The 16,020-nt window shown below is 54.7% G+C and carries 16 protein-coding genes; 10 read left to right on the top strand and 6 right to left on the bottom strand.

Annotation, left to right across the window (positions count from 1 at the left end; all coding sequences use genetic code 11):
* Position 1 precedes the first annotated feature (1 nt).
* Together cydB and ACSEMK_RS03080 are read left to right on the top strand one after the other, a co-directional pair.
* Positions 2–1,012 (top strand): cytochrome d ubiquinol oxidase subunit II, encoded by a 1,011-nt coding sequence (cydB, locus tag ACSEMK_RS03085; RefSeq protein ID WP_015705494.1) that lies wholly within the window; start codon positions 2–4, stop codon positions 1,010–1,012.
* Entirely contained in the window at positions 1,012–1,173 is a 162-nt protein-coding gene (locus tag ACSEMK_RS03080) for a DUF2474 domain-containing protein (RefSeq protein WP_064568862.1), read from the top strand. The genes cydB and ACSEMK_RS03080 overlap by 1 nt, the downstream gene beginning before the upstream one ends.
* Before the next feature lie 38 nt (positions 1,174–1,211).
* On the opposite strand, the gene ACSEMK_RS03075 is transcribed toward ACSEMK_RS03080, so the two are convergent.
* The 6 genes from ACSEMK_RS03075 to ACSEMK_RS03050 form a co-directional block, all read right to left on the bottom strand.
* Positions 1,212–2,129, bottom strand: a complete 918-nt coding sequence (locus tag ACSEMK_RS03075) for a bestrophin family protein (protein WP_087859604.1) — start codon at positions 2,127–2,129, stop codon at positions 1,212–1,214.
* Between the two features lie 259 nt (positions 2,130–2,388).
* Positions 2,389–3,333: a Dyp-type peroxidase gene (locus ACSEMK_RS03070; protein WP_430915109.1), complete on the bottom strand. Its 945-nt coding sequence runs from the start codon at positions 3,331–3,333 to the stop codon at positions 2,389–2,391.
* 70 nt (positions 3,334–3,403) lie between these two features.
* Positions 3,404–4,330: a cation diffusion facilitator family transporter gene (locus tag ACSEMK_RS03065; RefSeq protein WP_430915108.1), complete on the bottom strand. Its 927-nt coding sequence runs from the start codon at positions 4,328–4,330 to the stop codon at positions 3,404–3,406.
* A gap of 166 nt (positions 4,331–4,496) precedes the next feature.
* Entirely contained in the window at positions 4,497–5,366 is an 870-nt protein-coding gene (locus ACSEMK_RS03060; RefSeq protein ID WP_213316125.1) for an oxygenase MpaB family protein, read from the bottom strand.
* A 117-nt stretch (positions 5,367–5,483) separates the two neighbouring features.
* Positions 5,484–5,915, bottom strand: coding sequence for an OsmC family protein (locus tag ACSEMK_RS03055; protein ID WP_015366497.1), 432 nt, complete (start codon positions 5,913–5,915; stop codon positions 5,484–5,486).
* A 44-nt stretch (positions 5,916–5,959) separates the two neighbouring features.
* The gene (locus tag ACSEMK_RS03050) at positions 5,960–6,844 is read right to left on the bottom strand and encodes a LysR family transcriptional regulator (RefSeq protein WP_015366496.1); all 885 of its coding nucleotides are present in this window, start codon (positions 6,842–6,844) and stop codon (positions 5,960–5,962) included.
* Positions 6,845–6,956: 112 nt separating this feature from the next.
* Here ACSEMK_RS03050 and ACSEMK_RS03045 point away from each other — a divergent pair, with 112 nt between their 5' ends.
* The 8 genes from ACSEMK_RS03045 to ACSEMK_RS03010 all read left to right on the top strand — a co-directional run bounded on the left by ACSEMK_RS03045 (position 6,957) and on the right by ACSEMK_RS03010 (position 16,020).
* Positions 6,957–7,808 (top strand): Vmh family MBL fold metallo-hydrolase, encoded by an 852-nt coding sequence (locus ACSEMK_RS03045; RefSeq protein WP_087859600.1) that lies wholly within the window; start codon positions 6,957–6,959, stop codon positions 7,806–7,808.
* Positions 7,809–7,982: 174 nt separating this feature from the next.
* The gene (gene sra / locus ACSEMK_RS03040) at positions 7,983–8,123 is read left to right on the top strand and encodes a stationary-phase-induced ribosome-associated protein (protein ID WP_015366494.1); all 141 of its coding nucleotides are present in this window, start codon (positions 7,983–7,985) and stop codon (positions 8,121–8,123) included.
* A 185-nt stretch (positions 8,124–8,308) separates the two neighbouring features.
* Positions 8,309–10,006 (top strand): NAD-dependent malic enzyme, encoded by a 1,698-nt coding sequence (locus tag ACSEMK_RS03035; RefSeq protein WP_015366493.1) that lies wholly within the window; start codon positions 8,309–8,311, stop codon positions 10,004–10,006.
* A 238-nt stretch (positions 10,007–10,244) separates the two neighbouring features.
* A complete protein-coding gene (locus ACSEMK_RS03030) occupies positions 10,245–11,291 on the top strand; it encodes a LacI family DNA-binding transcriptional regulator (protein WP_213316127.1) in 1,047 nt (348 codons plus the stop codon).
* Between the two features lie 142 nt (positions 11,292–11,433).
* Positions 11,434–12,741: an MFS transporter gene (locus ACSEMK_RS03025; protein ID WP_087859598.1), complete on the top strand. Its 1,308-nt coding sequence runs from the start codon at positions 11,434–11,436 to the stop codon at positions 12,739–12,741.
* Between the two features lie 17 nt (positions 12,742–12,758).
* Positions 12,759–13,523 carry an SDR family NAD(P)-dependent oxidoreductase gene (locus ACSEMK_RS03020; RefSeq protein WP_087859597.1) on the top strand — a complete coding sequence of 255 codons (765 nt, stop codon included), beginning with the start codon at positions 12,759–12,761 and terminating at the stop codon, positions 13,521–13,523.
* Positions 13,524–13,568: 45 nt separating this feature from the next.
* Complete coding sequence (locus ACSEMK_RS03015) at positions 13,569–13,982, top strand: RbsD/FucU domain-containing protein (RefSeq protein ID WP_045360957.1); 414 nt, start codon at positions 13,569–13,571, stop codon at positions 13,980–13,982.
* Positions 13,983–14,304: 322 nt separating this feature from the next.
* Positions 14,305–16,020 (top strand): ABC-F family ATP-binding cassette domain-containing protein, encoded by a 1,716-nt coding sequence (locus tag ACSEMK_RS03010; RefSeq protein ID WP_430915106.1) that lies wholly within the window; start codon positions 14,305–14,307, stop codon positions 16,018–16,020.

The following is a 16,020-nucleotide window of genomic DNA, read 5'->3' as shown; positions in this document are numbered from 1 at the left end:
TATGGGTATCGACCTGTCAATTATCTGGTTCACGATCATCGTTTTTGCCACCTTGATGTATATCGTGATGGACGGTTTCGATCTCGGGATCGGCATTCTGTTCCCGTTTAATAAAAATGAAACCGACCGCGACATGATGATGAATAGCGTCGCGCCGGTGTGGGACGGCAACGAAACCTGGATGGTGCTGGGCGGCGCGGCGCTGTATGGCGCGTTTCCGCTGGCCTACGCGGTGATCATCGATGCGCTCAGCATCCCGTTAACCGCTATGTTACTGGGGCTGATTTTCCGCGGCGTGGCGTTTGAGTTCCGCTTTAAGGCGACGCCGGAACATCGTCCGTTGTGGGATAAAGCGTTTATCGGCGGTTCGCTATTGGCGACGTTTAGTCAGGGGATCGCCGTTGGCACTCTGCTCAACGGCCTCAGCGTCACGGGTCGTGAATTTAGCGGCTCAACCCTCGACTGGCTGGCGCCCTTCCCGCTGTTTTGCGGCGTCGGGCTGGTGATTGCCTACGCGCTGTTGGGCTGTACCTGGCTGATAATGAAAACCGAAGGCGCTCTGCATCGCAAAATGTCCGAGCTGGCGATCCCGCTGACGCTGGCGTTGCTGGCAGTGGTCGCCATTATCAGCATCTGGACGCCGCTGACTCACCCGGAAATCGCTCACCGCTGGTTTACGTTCCCCAATATCATCTGGTTTATGCCGGTGCCGTTGCTGGTGCTGGTTTGCTGCTGGGGGATTGTCCGTAGCGCCTATAATCGTCAGGCCAGCTATGGGCCGTTTTTACTCACCCTGGCGCTGGTGTTCCTCGGGTTCAGCGGCCTTGGGATCAGCATCTGGCCGAATATTATTCCACCGGCAATCTCTATCTGGCAGGCCGCTTCACCGCCGCAGAGCCAGGGCTTTATGCTGGTCGGCGGGCTGCTGATCATTCCGGTTATTTTGATGTACACCTGCTGGAGCTACTACGTGTTCCGCGGCAAAATCAAACCCGATGAGGGGTATCATTGATGGCGACTCAATCTGATAAAACGTTAACGACGCATCATCGTCCGTTCTGGCACAAACTGATGTGGCTGGTGATTATCTGGGGGGCCAGCGTGCTGGCGCTCGGCGTGGTCGCCACCTTCTTTAAGTTATTGATGACGGCGGCAGGAATGCGCACTCACTAATACTAAACGCCGGACGGGCTGACCCGCCCGGCGTTTTTTTATGTAAGGTTGTAATAACGGTCAGGCTGCATTTTTTCCGGCAACGGATGTTGCCCGGTCATATCCATCAAATTACGTTCAATGGTATTGCACATTGCATTGAGCGGTAGATCGTTTGCCGAAGTGCCAAACGGATCCTCCAGCTCTTCCGCCAGGGAATCCCATGACAGGAAGGTGTAGGATATAAATACCGAAACAAACGGCGTCATATAATGCAAATCGCCCACCAGCGCGAACGGCAGCAACGTACAAAAAAGATACACCGTGCGCTGTAAAATCAAGGTGTAAGCAAACGGCACCGGCGTACTCGCCAGACGCTCGCAGCCGCCCAGGACATGGGCTAACTCGTCGAGTTTATTATCCATCAAGCCGTAGGTAATATCGCTGAGCATACCCTGCTCGCGCAGCTTCCCTAACTCATTACCAATCAATAATAAAATTCGGTTAGTCGGCATTGAGCTGGCGAGAATTTCCGCCACTTTCTCTTTCGGCAACAGGCGATACAGGTCGATCGCCGGGTCGGTTTTACGCAACTGATGCTTAAGGCTCCAGCTGAACGCCACCAGGTAACTGACTAACGTTTTATGCGTTTCCGCCTCGGCTGGAAGGATATTTTTCAGCTGCCGCACCAGCGTTCGTTCGGCAATCAGCACGGTTCCCCATAAATTACGCGCCTCAACGAAGCGGCTGTAGCTCGCGCTATTACGAAAGCCGAGAAAAATCGCAATCGCGATCCCCAACAGGCTAAAGGGCGCAACGGTTAAGTGAATGCCAAGTTGTTCATACCATTGATAGCTGATGATGGCGATGACCGACATCAGGACGTTCAATAGCAGGCGGAAAACAATTTTTGACAGCACGGAACCGTGCCAGTCAAACAGACGAAAAAACCAGTGTTGTTCTGGCCGGATGATCATTGTATTACTTCCTGAAGACCCAATGATGCTCAGTGCATACCCTAATGAAAGATGATGGGTATAGATATTATCTATTAAGCCATTGGTTAATTTTATTGTACACAAACACGACATCGCGTTGATAACCGCCATTAATTAGCGATGAATTAATGGTGGTTTAATTATGGGCTGTTTTTATTTTTCACGCAATATTCGGCCTGCAAAGCAGGCCGGAGAAATAAACCATCAGCGGCTGCGTAATGGCGGATATTATGCAGGGTTATTCAGCCTGACGACTGGATAATTCTTCAAGTAGCGTCGCAGAAGGTACAAAGAACAGACTGCCGGTAACCGGGCGGCTATAATCGAGCAGTCGATCGTAATTACCGACTGGGCGACCGACAAACATGTTTTCCAGCATCTGTTCGATGGGCGCCGGGCTGCGCGCATAACCGATAAAATAGGTACCAAACTCGCCCATGCCGGGTTTGCCGAACGGCATGTTGTCGCGCAGGATTTTAATCTCCTCGCCGTTCTCTTCAAGGGTGGTGAGCGAACTGTGCGAACAGCTTGGTTTGACGTCGGCATCCAGTTCGATGTTGGTCATTTTTTTACGCCCGATAATACGCTCCTGCTGCTCGACGGTTAACGCATTCCAGCCCGCCATATCGTGCAGATATTTCTGCACAATCACGTAGCTACCACCGGCGAAATCCGGGTCTTCATCGCCGATAATGGTGAAATCCGCCGCCGCGCGCCCCTGCGGATTTTCACTGCCGTCCACAAAACCGATCATCGCCCGACGGTCGAAATAGCGGAAGCCGTGCACTTCATCGACAACCGTTACGGCATCCCCCAACTTGTCCATCAACTGCGTCGCCAGTTCGAAGCTAAGCCCCATATCATCGGAACGGATATGCAGCAGCAGATCGCCCGGCGTAGAGACCGCCACGCGCTCTCCGCTGCCCACGCGGCGAAAAGGATGCAGCTGCTGCGGGGTGGGCTGGCCAAACAACTGCGGCCAGATTTCAGCGCCAAATCCGCAGATGCAGGAAATCCCCGCCTCCGGCATGCGGGTACCAACGGAACGCACCACCGCGGCGAAATCATCGCACCAGCCGCGCACGCGGCTCAGGCTCTCTGCGCTGCGCGCTACGGTCGCGACGATAAATATCGCCGTTCGCGGCAGGGGTAAAGTAATCGCCTGAGGTTCGTTAATTTTCATATCATCCTCTGTTATTGCCAATTAACGGCAAGGTAGCGTTGGCTCCTGCAGGCAGGAGTCGAAATGTTGTTTACGCGTGAGCCGGTTCGCCGCCGGGCGCTTCGTAGGGATCAATGTGAATCATCACCTGTAGCACCTCATGGCGCGCGAGCACATTTTCCCGCACCGCCAGCGCGATAGCATGGCCTGCGCGAACCGACAGCTCGCCCGGAACTTCTATATGGACATCGACGAGGATCAGGTCGCCCGCCTTACGAGTTTTTAGATCATGCAGACCCACAACGCCGCCGGTTGCGGCAATGGTGTCGCGTATCGCATTCTGGGTTTGCGCGTCGACCGATCGATCCATTAAATCATGTAAAGCATCGCCGGCAAAAGTGTAACCCATTCGGGAAATCAATACCCCTACTAACAATGCCGCTATAGGATCCAACCAGACCATCCCCGCGAGATTGCCAACGATCCCCACCGCCACCACTACCGACGATGCTGCATCCGAGCGCGCATGCCAGGCGTTCGCAATTAATAATGACGATTGAATGCGCTTTGCTACCGCCAGCATGTAACGGAACAGCGTCTCTTTTGCGATCAGCGCCGTCAGGGCCACCCAAAGTGCCGTAATATGCACGGATTGAATGGTTTCCGGATGGAGTAGTTTATCCACCGCCGACCACAACATGCCCACGCCGACAACCATTAAAATCGCGCCCAATATCAGCGACGCGCCATTTTCGTAGCGCCAGTGGCCATAATGATGATCGCTGTCGGAAGGTTTACGGCTTTTCTTATTGGCAATCAGAACTACAAAATCAGCAATTAAATCGGAAAGAGAGTGGATGCCATCGGCAATAAGCCCTTGTGACCCTGAAAACAGGCCGGCGATAATTTGCCCGGTCGATAAAAACAGATTAACGACTACGCTGACCAGGGTGCTTTTTCGCGCAGCCTGTGAACGCTGATGATATTTATTATCACTCTGCTGTTTTTTATTTTCCATCATCCCTCCCGAATAAAGTGTGGATGATAGCCTGATATGAATCAGCGATATTCAATATTAATAGCTTGTTGATAATAAATTTAAAATAAATAGCCTGAGTTATAATATATAAATGCGAATGATTGCGCTTTAAAAATAGCCGACATTGAGCGGCTATTATTTATTTTTATGACGTTGCCATTCGACGCATAGCGCAATGATAAGCCCCATTGCGCACCGAAGCGCGGAGCACCCGCGCCACGCCATTGACCGCCACTCTGGCTGTTCGCCGCTGCAACGGATTGATGGGGATCGCCAGCATCTGCTGCGCCCAATCGGGGAGCAGATCGATTCCGGCGACCATCATCCAGCGTCCTACCGGCTGGCTTAGCCGGCCCGGCAGACGGGTGGTGAGCAGCACCTGCGCCACCTCCCGCGTTCGCTCATCACAACGTAACTGAGGGCGCATATCCTGCAAATACTCCGCCACCTGACGTGGCGTTTCGGGGATGTCTTCGGCGCCAAGTCGCCGGGCGACTTCCGCCGCTTCGCGGTAGTATTGCTCCTGCCGCGCGGCAGTGACGATGGTGCGCTTATAACGCAGATGAGAGGCCATAAAGCTGCTGCATTCGGCCACGTGAACCCAGGTTAAGAGCGCCGGATCGCTGGCGCGATAAGGCGTACCGTCCGGCGCAACGCCGCTGATACGCTGATGGATCCCCTGTACTTTAGCGATTAATCTTTCGGCATCGTCGGTAGTGCCAAACGTGGTGGCTGAGATAAATTGACTGGTTCGGCGCAGGCGGCCAAAGATATCTTCACGAAAACGCGAATGATCCCACACACCGGCCAGCGCCAGTGGATGCAGCATCTGTAACAGTAGCGCGCTAATGCCGCCGCAGAGCATTGAGGTAAAGTCGCCGTGCACCTGCCAGATAGCCGACTGCGGGCCAAATAAACCCGGCTCGCCCTTGGGGTTTTCAAAATCAATCTCTTTTAGCGCCATCCCGGTTAAACCCAGGACCTGCGATTCAATCATGCCGCGTATGCTGGTCATTGCGTTATCCGTCGCTATCCGTAACGCTACCAACATATCACCATTCGCGGCGGCAGGCATTTGCCGACGGTGACTTTAAACGCCAACGCGCCCGCGCTACCGCGGGCGCGCCACGGATTAAGCGTTGAGCTGATAATCGAGGGAGATGTCGGCTTTCAGCACCTGCGAAACCGGGCAGCCAGCTTTGGCTTTTTGGATAATCGGATCAAAGGCGGCTTTATCGATACCCGGCAGGACAATATTGCTCTGCAGCGCGATCTTCGTGATGGCGAAGCCACCGCCGCTCTTATCCAGCGTGACCACCGCAACGGTATCGATAGAGGTCGCCGTATAGCCCTCTTCGCTGAGCATTAATGACAGCGCCATTGAGAAGCAGGCAGCATGGGCCGCGCCGATAAGCTCTTCCGGGTTAGTCCCTTTAACGCCTTCAAAGCGGGTATTAAAACCATAAGGTTGTTGGTTCAGCGCACCGCTTTCCGTCGAGACGGTGCCTTTACCGCTTTTCAAATCCCCTTCCCAATGCGCCTGACCTTTCTTATGAATTGCCATCGTTTCACTCCTTTTTGACGTTAAAGGATTAAGTATAGACAGCTCTAGCTGACCTGGGACAACTGTTGCTGAATGGCCTCCAGAAACAGCGGCAGCGCGCTGGGCTGATAATCTCGTGACAGATAGATGCCATAGACGGCCAGGGATTTTGGCGTATAGCCAGGCAGCACCTGTTTTAGCGCGCCGCTGTTAAGCGCGCGCCGGGCTTCCAGTTCCGGCAGCATGGCGATGCCGCACCCCGCCACCGCCGCTTCCATCAGCAGAGAGGAGATCCCGGCGCTCAGGTTGCCGGAGACGGCCACCGACACGGGTTCGCCCTGCGGATCGGTAAACTGCCATGTTGGGGTGGCGAAATGGCTATAGTGCAAACAGTTATGTTGACTGAGCTCCTCCGGCGAATTTATCTGGCCATGCTGCTGTAGCCATCGCGGCGATGCGCAGAGTACCGATCGGCAAATGCCGAGCCGCCGGGCTATTGCCCCCGGCTCCGGATTATCGGTGATCCGGATGGCGACATCGATACGCTCGCCAATCAGGCTCACCGGATGGTTGTTGATATCCAGTTCGAGACGCAGTTGGGGGTAACGGGCCAAAAACTCCGGTAGCAGCGGTGAGAGCAACTGCATGGCGGTAAAGTGCGCGCAGGCGACCCGCAACGTGCCGCTCGGCACCGCGCGTTCCGTCTGCCCCGCTATCTCATCCGCCAATTGCGTCAGGCTACGCGTTTTCTGCAATACCTTTTCGCCTGCGCTGGTTAAGGTCAGTTTGCGCGTCGAACGATGAATGAGACGGGTACCGGCCCAATGTTCCATCTGCTCCAGATAGCGACTCACCATCGGCCGCGACATTCCAAGCGCCCTGGCAGCCGCGCTCAAACTGCCCAGCTCGCATATCCGCATGTATACCTGGGCGGCGATAACTCGATCCATATCCGTATCCATCTGCACGTTTTATGAAACTCAGCATCTCTTTTTTCAGGAATTTTCGCAAATCGAGAATGACGTAAAATAAACCTATTCACCTGAAAGAGAGAAAACCAACATGAAAGTATCTGCCCTGGCCATCGCCACCGCCCTGTTCAGCACCACCGCTTTTGCCGCGCCGTTGACCCTGCAAACCTACAACCCGCAGGAGAACGCGATTTTCGCGGTGAACTCCACGCTGGCCTCCGGCCCGCACGAGGCGGTATTGTTTGACGCCCAGTTCAGCGTTAAAGATGGCGAAAAGCTGGTTGAGATGATCAACAAAAGCGGTAAGAAGCTCACGCACATTGTGATCACCTCTGGCGATCCGGATTTCTATTTTGGCCTTGAGCCGCTGGTGAAAGCCTTCCCGCAGGCCAAAGTGGTAGCGACCCCTCAAGTGGTTAAGCATATTGAAGAGACCAAAGCGGCGAAGCTGGCATACTGGGGCCCGCAGATGAAAGACGGCGCGCCGAAGCAGGTCTATGTTCCGCAGGTATTAGCCGCAGATAGCTTCACCATCGACGGCGAGAAAGTGGAAATTCGTCAGCCGCAGAACTACGGCGCATTCGTCTGGATCCCGGCGAATAAAGCGATTCTTGGCGGCACCGGCATCGCCTGGGGCATGCACGTCTGGACCGCCGATACCCAAAGCGCGGCGAGCCGTCAGCAGTGGCGCCAGACCCTTAACGATATGGCTGCGCTGCATCCGCAACAGGTGATCCCGGGCCACTACCTCGGCACGCCGCCGGCGGGCGACAAGGCTATCGTCTTCACCCGCGACTACCTGGAGAAATTCGAGCAGGCGCTGAAAGCGCATAAAGATTCCGCCAGCGTCATTAAAGCCATGCAGGCGCAGTATCCGGGTCTCGCTGAAGAAAGTTCGCTGGAGCTGAGCGCGAAAGTGAACACCGGCGAAATGAAGTGGTAATCGCCCGCGCCTGAATCGAGAACGCTCTTAATCTACCGACGCAAGGTTGCTATTCGCAAAAAAATGGACCACGATAATCCCGTCGCGTTAAAAAGCGCGGCGTACTTAGGGTTACGTTTCGTCCGGCCTGCGTCGGGCTTGTCCTTGAAACCAGAACAGGATTAAGGAGTAAGAATGAAATCGAACCATCAGGCACGTCATCTTCTCGGTCTGAACTACAAGCTTTCCCGCCAGAAAAAAGTGGTGCTGGAAGGCGACGAAGAAACTACCGTTAACCATATCCATGCTACAGGCCGCAAACGCCGCGGTGGTTAATTTTTCAGCTGAGTGATGATAAAAACACCATCCGCTAAACAGGATGGTGTTTTTTTAAGACAATCCCACGCTTCGCATCCTTCTTTTGTTACCATCTGCTCTATACTCTGCCCGCTGCATTTCCTGCCAGCCCGATCGCTTATCGCCGCGCCCGGGTCTGAAGTGAACATCAAGGAGTTAGTGCGATGCAATTCATCTATAAAAAAAACCGTTCTCTTTATATCCCCTACGCTGGCCCGGTTCTGCTTGAGTTTCCGTTACTCAACAAAGGAAGCGCCTTCAGCATGGAAGAGCGTAGCAGCTTCAACCTGCTGGGCCTGCTGCCGGAAGTGGTCGAAACCATCGAAGAACAAGCTGAACGCGCGTGGATCCAGTATCAGGGATTTAAAACCGAGATCGATAAGCACATTTATCTGCGCAACATCCAGGACACCAACGAAACCCTGTTTTATCGCCTGATTGGCAATCATCTCGATGAGATGATGCCGGTTATCTATACCCCCACCGTCGGCGCCGCCTGTGAGCGTTTCTCGGAAATCTACCGTCGCGCGCGCGGCGTATTCATCTCCTACCAGAATCGGCACAACCTCGACGATATCCTGCAAAACGTACCGAACCATAACGTCAAAGTGATCGTTGTGACCGACGGCGAGCGTATTCTCGGTCTCGGCGACCAAGGTATCGGCGGTATGGGCATTCCTATCGGTAAGCTGTCGCTCTATACTACCTGCGGCGGTATCAGCCCGGCCTACACCCTGCCTATCGTGCTGGATGTCGGCACCAACAACCAGCAACTGCTCGACGACCCGCTGTATATGGGTTGGCGTCATCCGCGCGTTACCGACGACGAGTATTATCAATTCGTTGACGACGTTATCCAGGCTATCAAAAACCGTTGGCCGGACGTGCTGCTGCAGTTTGAAGATTTCGCGCAGAAAAACGCCATGCCGCTGCTTAACCGCTACCGTAACGAGATTTGCTCGTTTAACGATGATATTCAGGGCACCGCGGCGGTCACCGTCGGCACATTGATCGCCGCCAGCCGTGGCGCGGGCAGCCAACTCAGCGAGCAAAAAATTGTCTTCCTCGGCGCGGGCTCCGCCGGTTGCGGTATTGCTGAACAGATCATCGCGCAAATCATGCGCGAAGGGCTAAGCGAAGAAGAAGCCCGCCAGCGCGTATTTATGGTGGACCGCTTCGGCCTGTTGACCGACGGTATGCCGAATCTGCTGTCGTTCCAGAGCAAGCTGGTGCAGAAGCGCGAAAACCTGCAAGGTTGGGATACGACCAACGAAGCGCTTTCGCTGCTCGACGTGGTGCGTAATGTGAAGCCAAATATTCTGATCGGCGTCTCCGGCCAGCCGGGGCTGTTCACGGAAGAAATTATTCGTGAAATGCACAAGCACTGCCCGCGGCCGATCGTCATGCCGCTGTCGAACCCGACCTCCCGCGTCGAAGCCACGCCGCAGAATATCCTGACCTGGACCGACGGCGAAGCGCTGGTGGCCACCGGCAGTCCGTTCACCCCGGTGACGGTTAAGGGAAAACAGTACGCCATCGCGCAGTGCAACAACTCCTATATCTTCCCGGGCATCGGCCTTGGCGTGATCGCCGCGGGGGCATCGCGCGTCACCGACGAGATGCTGATGGCGGCAAGCGAAACCTTAGCCAACCACTCGCCGCTGGTGAATAACGGCGAAGGCCCGGTACTGCCGGAACTGAAAGATATTCAGGCCGTGTCGCGCGCTATTGCGTTTGCGGTCGGTAAAGTGGCTCAGGAACAGGGCGTGGCGGTGAAAACATCGGCCGAAGCGCTGCTGCAAGCCATTAGCGATAATTTCTGGCAACCGGAATATCGCAACTATCGCCGAACCTCGATTTAACGCTTTATTTCTACGGGCCCGAACTCCGGGCCCATTTTTTTATCCCCGCCCTTTGCCGTTATTTATTCCACTTTGTTTACTAAACACCTGCCCATCCTTACGAGGCGCTTCACAGATGTTTTATTTCACTCGCTTGGCGGGTGGTAAATACCTTGCCCGCCTGTTCGCTCATCGATAAATTAGCAATCAGATACCGCGGCGCTGAAATAAGCGCGCAGCAAAAAGAGAAGGTTTTGGTATGGCGAATATACGTGATGTCGCCCGGCGGGCCGGAGTTTCAATTAGTAGCGTGTCCAACGTACTTAATAATCGCACGCAACAGATGCGCGAAGAGACCCGACAGCGGATAGTCAAAACGATGGCTGAGCTAAATTACCGCCCTGCGCGTTGCGCCCCGCCGGTCGCCGACTCAGCAACCAAAATGCTCGGCCTGATGGTACCGTCTATCGTCAATCCCAGCTTTTCAGCGCTGGCACATGAACTGGATACTGCGGCACGCGCGTTTCGCCACCGGCTGTTATTAGGCATTTGCTGCCGCGATGCCGCCGAGGAGTCAGCCTTTATCGCGGATATGTTCTCCCACGGCGTACGCGGGTTGATTGTCGCCGCCAGCGACGTACGCAAAACCCACTTTGTGCGTGCAGCGGAACAAGGCATGACCATTATTAGCTATGATAACCGGTTGGCCGAAAGCGTCCCGCCTAGGGCACGCTACTTCGATAGTGTCTCAATGGACAACGTTGAAGCGGGACGTCTGGCGGCGCAACATCTGCTGGACAACGGTTGCCGTAATATCGTCTTCGCCACCGAAAGCGGGTTAACGCTGGGACGCAGCCATAAAATCCTCGGCTTTCAGTCCGCGCTTGCCCAAAGTGATACAGCGGCCAGGGGCGTGGTGATAGAAGGCAAAGGCAATCGGGAGTTCGGGGACGCCGAAATGTTCGAACTGGGCGTAAGCCTGGCGCAAAAAATTAGCGCCCTAACGCCGCGAGTGGATGGCGTAGTAGCGATTAACGATGCTCTAGCCATCGGTCTGATGGTTGGGCTACGCGCGCAGGGCCTGAAAATAGCGCAAGATATTTCGGTGATTGGCATCGATAATATCTCCCTGTCGGCGTTATCGTCACCGGGCCTCACTTCGGTAATGGCCCCGCTTTCGGCAATGGCGTCGATGATGGTTGAGCGGCTCGTCCAGAGAATTGCTGAGCCGGGATTACAAACCGACGAATTTATCTTTGCTCCGGAAGTTATTCAGCGGCAGTCGGTAAAAATAAAGCAACCATAGTTGTTTTTATAAAAATAGCATGATGCAGATAATATTTATTATCTGCAGGGAGGCTTACACCCCATCACATTCAAAACGCATATTAATGTCGGGATTCCCATCCCATTTTTTTGTACTTTAACGAGTATAACCGGAAATAACGATGAACCTACAATCTGCGCAAGATATAGAAAAGAGCGCCATTAAGAAATTGACATGGCACATTGTTCCATTAATGATATTGCTTTATTTTCTGGCTTTTCTTGATCGTAATAATATGGCCTACGCCGCAATGGCGCTGGAAGATAGCCTTGGCCTGACGGCCACCGCCTTTGGCTTTGCTTCGGGAATATTTTTCATCGGTTATTTTATGTTTGAAATCCCCAGCAACGCCGGCACGATTAAGTTCGGTCCGCGGCTGTGGTTTGCGCGTATTCTGATAACCTGGGGAATCTTTGCCACTTTGATGGGTTTCGTCAGAACGCCGACCGAACTCTATATCTGTCGTTTTATGCTCGGCGTGTGCGAAGCCGGTTTCTTCCCTTCGGTGGTGTACTACTTCACGATCTTTTTTCCGCCCGCCTGGCGGACCAAAATTCTCGGCATGTTCATTATTGTTCAGCCGCTATCCAATGCCGTCGGCTCACCGATTTCAGGCTTAATTCTGCATATCGATAACGGCTGGTTTGGCCTTGAATCCTGGCAGTGGTTATTTATCCTCGAAGGTATTCCGCCGATCGTTATCGGCCTGTTCATCCCTTTTATTATTAAGAATTCACCGCAAGAAGTCGGCTATCTCAACGCTGAAGAAAAGGCGTGGTTAATGAGTAGTACAAACCGTTCAAAATCAGGTAGCAAAGTCTCGCTGGCTGAGTTTGCCAGCGGTATTAAAAATCCCAAATATCTGCTTTATGCGCTGCTGAACTTCGGGATGGTTTGCGGGATTTACGGCTTCGGGATGTGGCTACCGTCGATTATTACCGCCATTTCCGGCGATGATATTCTGCGCGTTAGCCTGATTGCCCTCATCCCCTACGGCCTGGCGGCGCTACTGGTTTATCCATGGAGTATGCTGGCCAGTAAAACGCGAAAAATCGCCGTTTTTGCCGGTATCAGTATGGTCGTCGCCGCATTAGGACTCGCCGGCGCGGTGGTGTTCTTTAAGTTCAACGTCGCGATTTCACTCTCATTCCTGACCATTGCCGCCATTGGTATCTATACCGCGGTACCGTGTTTCTTATCGATGCCTGCCAACGTCTCGGCAGGCGCAGCGACGGCCGCGGGTCTCGCCGTGGTGAGCTGCATCGGCAACCTGGGCGGCTTCGTCGCTCCCTACGTGGTCGGCCTCCTTAACGATTTAAGCCACAGCAGCACGCCGGGCCTGATATTCCTCGCTATGTGCCTGCTGATCACCGGCCTGATTTGCATTTTCTACTGCGCCAGACAGCGCGAAGGCGTCATTCAATCCTGAAAATTTAAGGAAACATCATGGGAACTCTTATTGGAAAAAAAGCATTTATCACCGGCTCTGAACAAGGTATCGGCTGGGCTACGGCGGAAAAACTGATTCTGGCGGGATGCGATGTCTTTTTGCACTATCACAGCGGAGAAGAAGGCCCGCAAAAATTGGCGGCTATCGCCAGCGCGCGAGGGCAAAAAGCGGCCTGGCGCTATGCGGATTTGATTGACACTGAGGACGCGACCGCCTGCGTGCAGGCCGCCGCGGAATTCCTCGGCGGTATCGACATCCTGGTGAATAACGTTGGCGGGATCGTCGGGCGTAAGTGGCTTGGCGAAATTGATCGTCAGTTCTGGCAAACGGTGTTAGACGTCAATATGACCACCATGCTTAACGTCACCCAGGCGGCGCTTCCCTGGCTTAAATCGGCAACGGATGGCGCCAGCATTATTAACCTCGCCTCGCTGGCGGGGCGCTCCGGGGGGCATGCCGGTTCTCTCGCCTATTCAACCACAAAAGGGGCAATTCTGACCTGGACACGCTCGCTGGCGGCTGAGTTGGGCGAGCACGGCGTGCGCGTCAATGCGGTTGCGCCAGGACTTATCCTCGGCACCCGTTTTCATAACCGCCACACCACACAGGCTTCGGCTGACGAAACCATCCGGCAAATTCCGCTTAAGCGCGCGGGAACGCCCGATGACGTCGCCCGCGCTATCACTTTCCTTGCCGGCGAGTATGACGGATTTATCTCCGGCGCCACTATCGACATTAACGGCGGAATTTATCGCATGTAATGCAAACCGGGCGGCCAGAAATCGCCGCCCGCCAGGGAGTTCCTGATGATCAAATTCGAAATTATCCATCCACAATTGCTGGCTGCTCTGGCGTGCTGCGGCCATAAATCACAAATTCTCATCGCGGATAGCAATTTTGCCTGTCGCGTTAATGCCAATGCCGATGCCACGTTGATTCAGCTCAACCTCGCGCCAGGCATGGTTCCGGCAACTTATATCGTCGAAAAACTGCTTACCTGCGTTAATGTCGAACACGCGACGCTGATGGCATCACCAGCGGAATTCACTAACACCATCGCCAGTGAATACCGGGAACTTCTACCGACAAACTGCCCGCTTGAATATGTCGAACGCGAAGCTTTCTACGCAAAGTCCCGGTTGCCATTGACCCAACTGGTCATTGCTTCCGGCGAACAGCGTCGTTTTGCCAACCTACTTCTCACCGTGGCCCCGGCCTAACCGTCATACCCGCCGCCGATGAGACCGGCGGCGCGATCCTCAATGCTGGTATCTGGTCAAAAGACAATTTAGCCACTACACTCCCTGCATCCATCAACCTACTGAAAAAATAAGGAGGATCCCCATGCTGTACTGTGAACTGTTTAATGTTTCACATACATTTGGCGATCGCACCAGCTCAAGCGTTATCGGTATCGTGCTGCGATAACTTTAGCTTGAGCGAAGAAGCCAACGTCTAAATCCCTTCCTCGGGCTTACCGGGTTATCGTCAGCGATGTTTGACGAGGCATTCTCATGCCTGTAACTCTTGAGTAAGTTCACAATGAGCACACTTTTAAGCGCACAATCTCTCCACGTTGATACGGCCTTTGGCCCACTTTTCAACGACCTCTCCTTTACCCTGAAAAAAGGCGACCGCATTGGCCTTATCGGCTATAACGGTTGCGGGAAAAGCACGCTATTGCAGGTGCTGGACGGCACTCTCACGCCGAATTCAGGCAGCGTATCGCGGGCTAATCACTGCCTGCTGGCGCGCGTGGAACAACATCTGCCTGACGCCCTACTCAGCCAACCGCTATTGCAGGTGGTACTGGAAAAACTGGCGCCTGGCGAACGGGATTCGCTGCGCTGGCAAGCGGAGCGGCTGCTCGCTGAAATGGGTTTTACCGTTCAACAGACCCAACAGCAAGCCGCCACCCTGAGCGGCGGGCAACATACCCGTCTGTTGCTCGCCCGCGCGTTGATCCAACAACCCGATTTGCTGTTACTGGATGAGCCTGGCAACCATCTCGATCTACCGACCCTGCTGTGGCTGGAAAGCTTCTTGCAAACCTGGCAGGGGAGCTTCGTGGTGGTATCGCACGATAACCTCTTACTGGATGCTGTAACTAATACCAGTTGGATTTTACGCGATAAAACGCTGCACGCTTTCTCGCTACCCTGCAGTGCCGCCCGTCGGGCGTTGGAGGAGCAAGATGCAAGCGATGCTCTGCGCCACAAAGCGGAACAAAAGGAGATCGACCGCGTCGCTGCCAGCGCTAAACGGCTGGCCATCTGGGGCCGGGTTTACGATAACGAAGATCTGGCGCGTAAAGCCAAGCAGATGGAAAAACAGGTTTCACGCTTGAAGGATAGCCAGACGGAGCTCACCGCCGGCACGCCGTGGCGTCTGGAGGTGCATGGCGACGCCGTTCGCGCCGATCGTCTGCTGGAGATGGAAAATCTCCCCGTGCCGCCGGCGCCCGGTCTCCCCGCCCTGTTCACCACCGGTCTGGCGCGGCTGCAAAGCGGCGACCGGGTAGCGATAATGGGGCGCAACGGCGGCGGGAAATCGTCGCTGCTGCGCCTGTTATGGCGGCAAATGCAGCAACCGGCTACCGAAGCCGGGTTGCGTTTACATCCGCGGCTACATCCGGGTTATTACGATCAAACCCTGCATCAACTGGCGGATGAGGCCAGCCTGCTGGAGGCGCTGGAGCCCTTTGAGCCTTCGCCGGAAACGCGCAAGCGCGCGCTGATTTCCGCCGGCTTCGGCTGGGCGCGACACGGACAGAAGGTCAGCACTCTCAGCGGCGGCGAACGTTCTCGGCTGCTATTTGTCGGCCTGTCGCTGGCGAGCTATAGCCTGCTGCTGCTCGATGAACCCACCAACCATCTGGATATGGAGGGTAAAGAGGCGCTGGCGGCGACGTTGCGGGAGTATCCCGGCGGCCTGCTGCTGGTTAGCCACGATCGACAGCTCATCAGCCAGAGCTGTAACCGCTTCTGGCTAATTGATGAAGACGGGTTAAGCGAGTGGCACGACGTCGACGAGGTGTACGCCCGTCTGCGCGGCTACGAGCGCCTTCCGAGCCCGGCGACGCAAACGCCGCCGCAGGCGCCGCCCGTCGACGAGCTGCAAGAGGATTTGCTGGAACGTCTGGTGATGCTGGAGCAGTTGTTGGCGGACGACCTGCAGCGCAAACCGAAACATCAGAAGCCGCAGCTACAGGCGCAGTGGCGTCAGGAGATTGAGGAGATAAATATACAGTTGAGTTAA

Origin of the sequence: Klebsiella sp. K-3 (assembly GCF_051207495.1) — a bacterium.
GTDB classification, from domain to species: domain Bacteria; phylum Pseudomonadota; class Gammaproteobacteria; order Enterobacterales; family Enterobacteriaceae; genus Klebsiella; species Klebsiella aerogenes.
Note: the sequence above shows the minus strand (reverse complement) of the source record. Positions and strands in the feature narration are given on the sequence as shown.

Coding starts and splice junctions, on each gene's coding strand:
- cydB (WP_015705494.1), top strand. CDS start 2: ATGGGTATCGACCTGTCAATTATCTGGTTCACGATCATCGTTTTTGCC.
- ACSEMK_RS03080 (WP_064568862.1), top strand. CDS start 1,012: ATGGCGACTCAATCTGATAAAACGTTAACGACGCATCATCGTCCGTTC.
- ACSEMK_RS03075 (WP_087859604.1), bottom strand. CDS start 2,129: ATGATCATCCGGCCAGAACAACACTGGTTTTTTCGTCTGTTTGACTGG.
- ACSEMK_RS03070 (WP_430915109.1), bottom strand. CDS start 3,333: ATGAAAATTAACGAACCTCAGGCGATTACTTTACCCCTGCCGCGAACG.
- ACSEMK_RS03065 (WP_430915108.1), bottom strand. CDS start 4,330: ATGGAAAATAAAAAACAGCAGAGTGATAATAAATATCATCAGCGTTCA.
- ACSEMK_RS03060 (WP_213316125.1), bottom strand. CDS start 5,366: ATGACCAGCATACGCGGCATGATTGAATCGCAGGTCCTGGGTTTAACC.
- ACSEMK_RS03055 (WP_015366497.1), bottom strand. CDS start 5,915: ATGGCAATTCATAAGAAAGGTCAGGCGCATTGGGAAGGGGATTTGAAA.
- ACSEMK_RS03050 (WP_015366496.1), bottom strand. CDS start 6,844: ATGGATCGAGTTATCGCCGCCCAGGTATACATGCGGATATGCGAGCTG.
- ACSEMK_RS03045 (WP_087859600.1), top strand. CDS start 6,957: ATGAAAGTATCTGCCCTGGCCATCGCCACCGCCCTGTTCAGCACCACC.
- sra (WP_015366494.1), top strand. CDS start 7,983: ATGAAATCGAACCATCAGGCACGTCATCTTCTCGGTCTGAACTACAAG.
- ACSEMK_RS03035 (WP_015366493.1), top strand. CDS start 8,309: ATGCAATTCATCTATAAAAAAAACCGTTCTCTTTATATCCCCTACGCT.
- ACSEMK_RS03030 (WP_213316127.1), top strand. CDS start 10,245: ATGGCGAATATACGTGATGTCGCCCGGCGGGCCGGAGTTTCAATTAGT.
- ACSEMK_RS03025 (WP_087859598.1), top strand. CDS start 11,434: ATGAACCTACAATCTGCGCAAGATATAGAAAAGAGCGCCATTAAGAAA.
- ACSEMK_RS03020 (WP_087859597.1), top strand. CDS start 12,759: ATGGGAACTCTTATTGGAAAAAAAGCATTTATCACCGGCTCTGAACAA.
- ACSEMK_RS03015 (WP_045360957.1), top strand. CDS start 13,569: ATGATCAAATTCGAAATTATCCATCCACAATTGCTGGCTGCTCTGGCG.
- ACSEMK_RS03010 (WP_430915106.1), top strand. CDS start 14,305: ATGAGCACACTTTTAAGCGCACAATCTCTCCACGTTGATACGGCCTTT.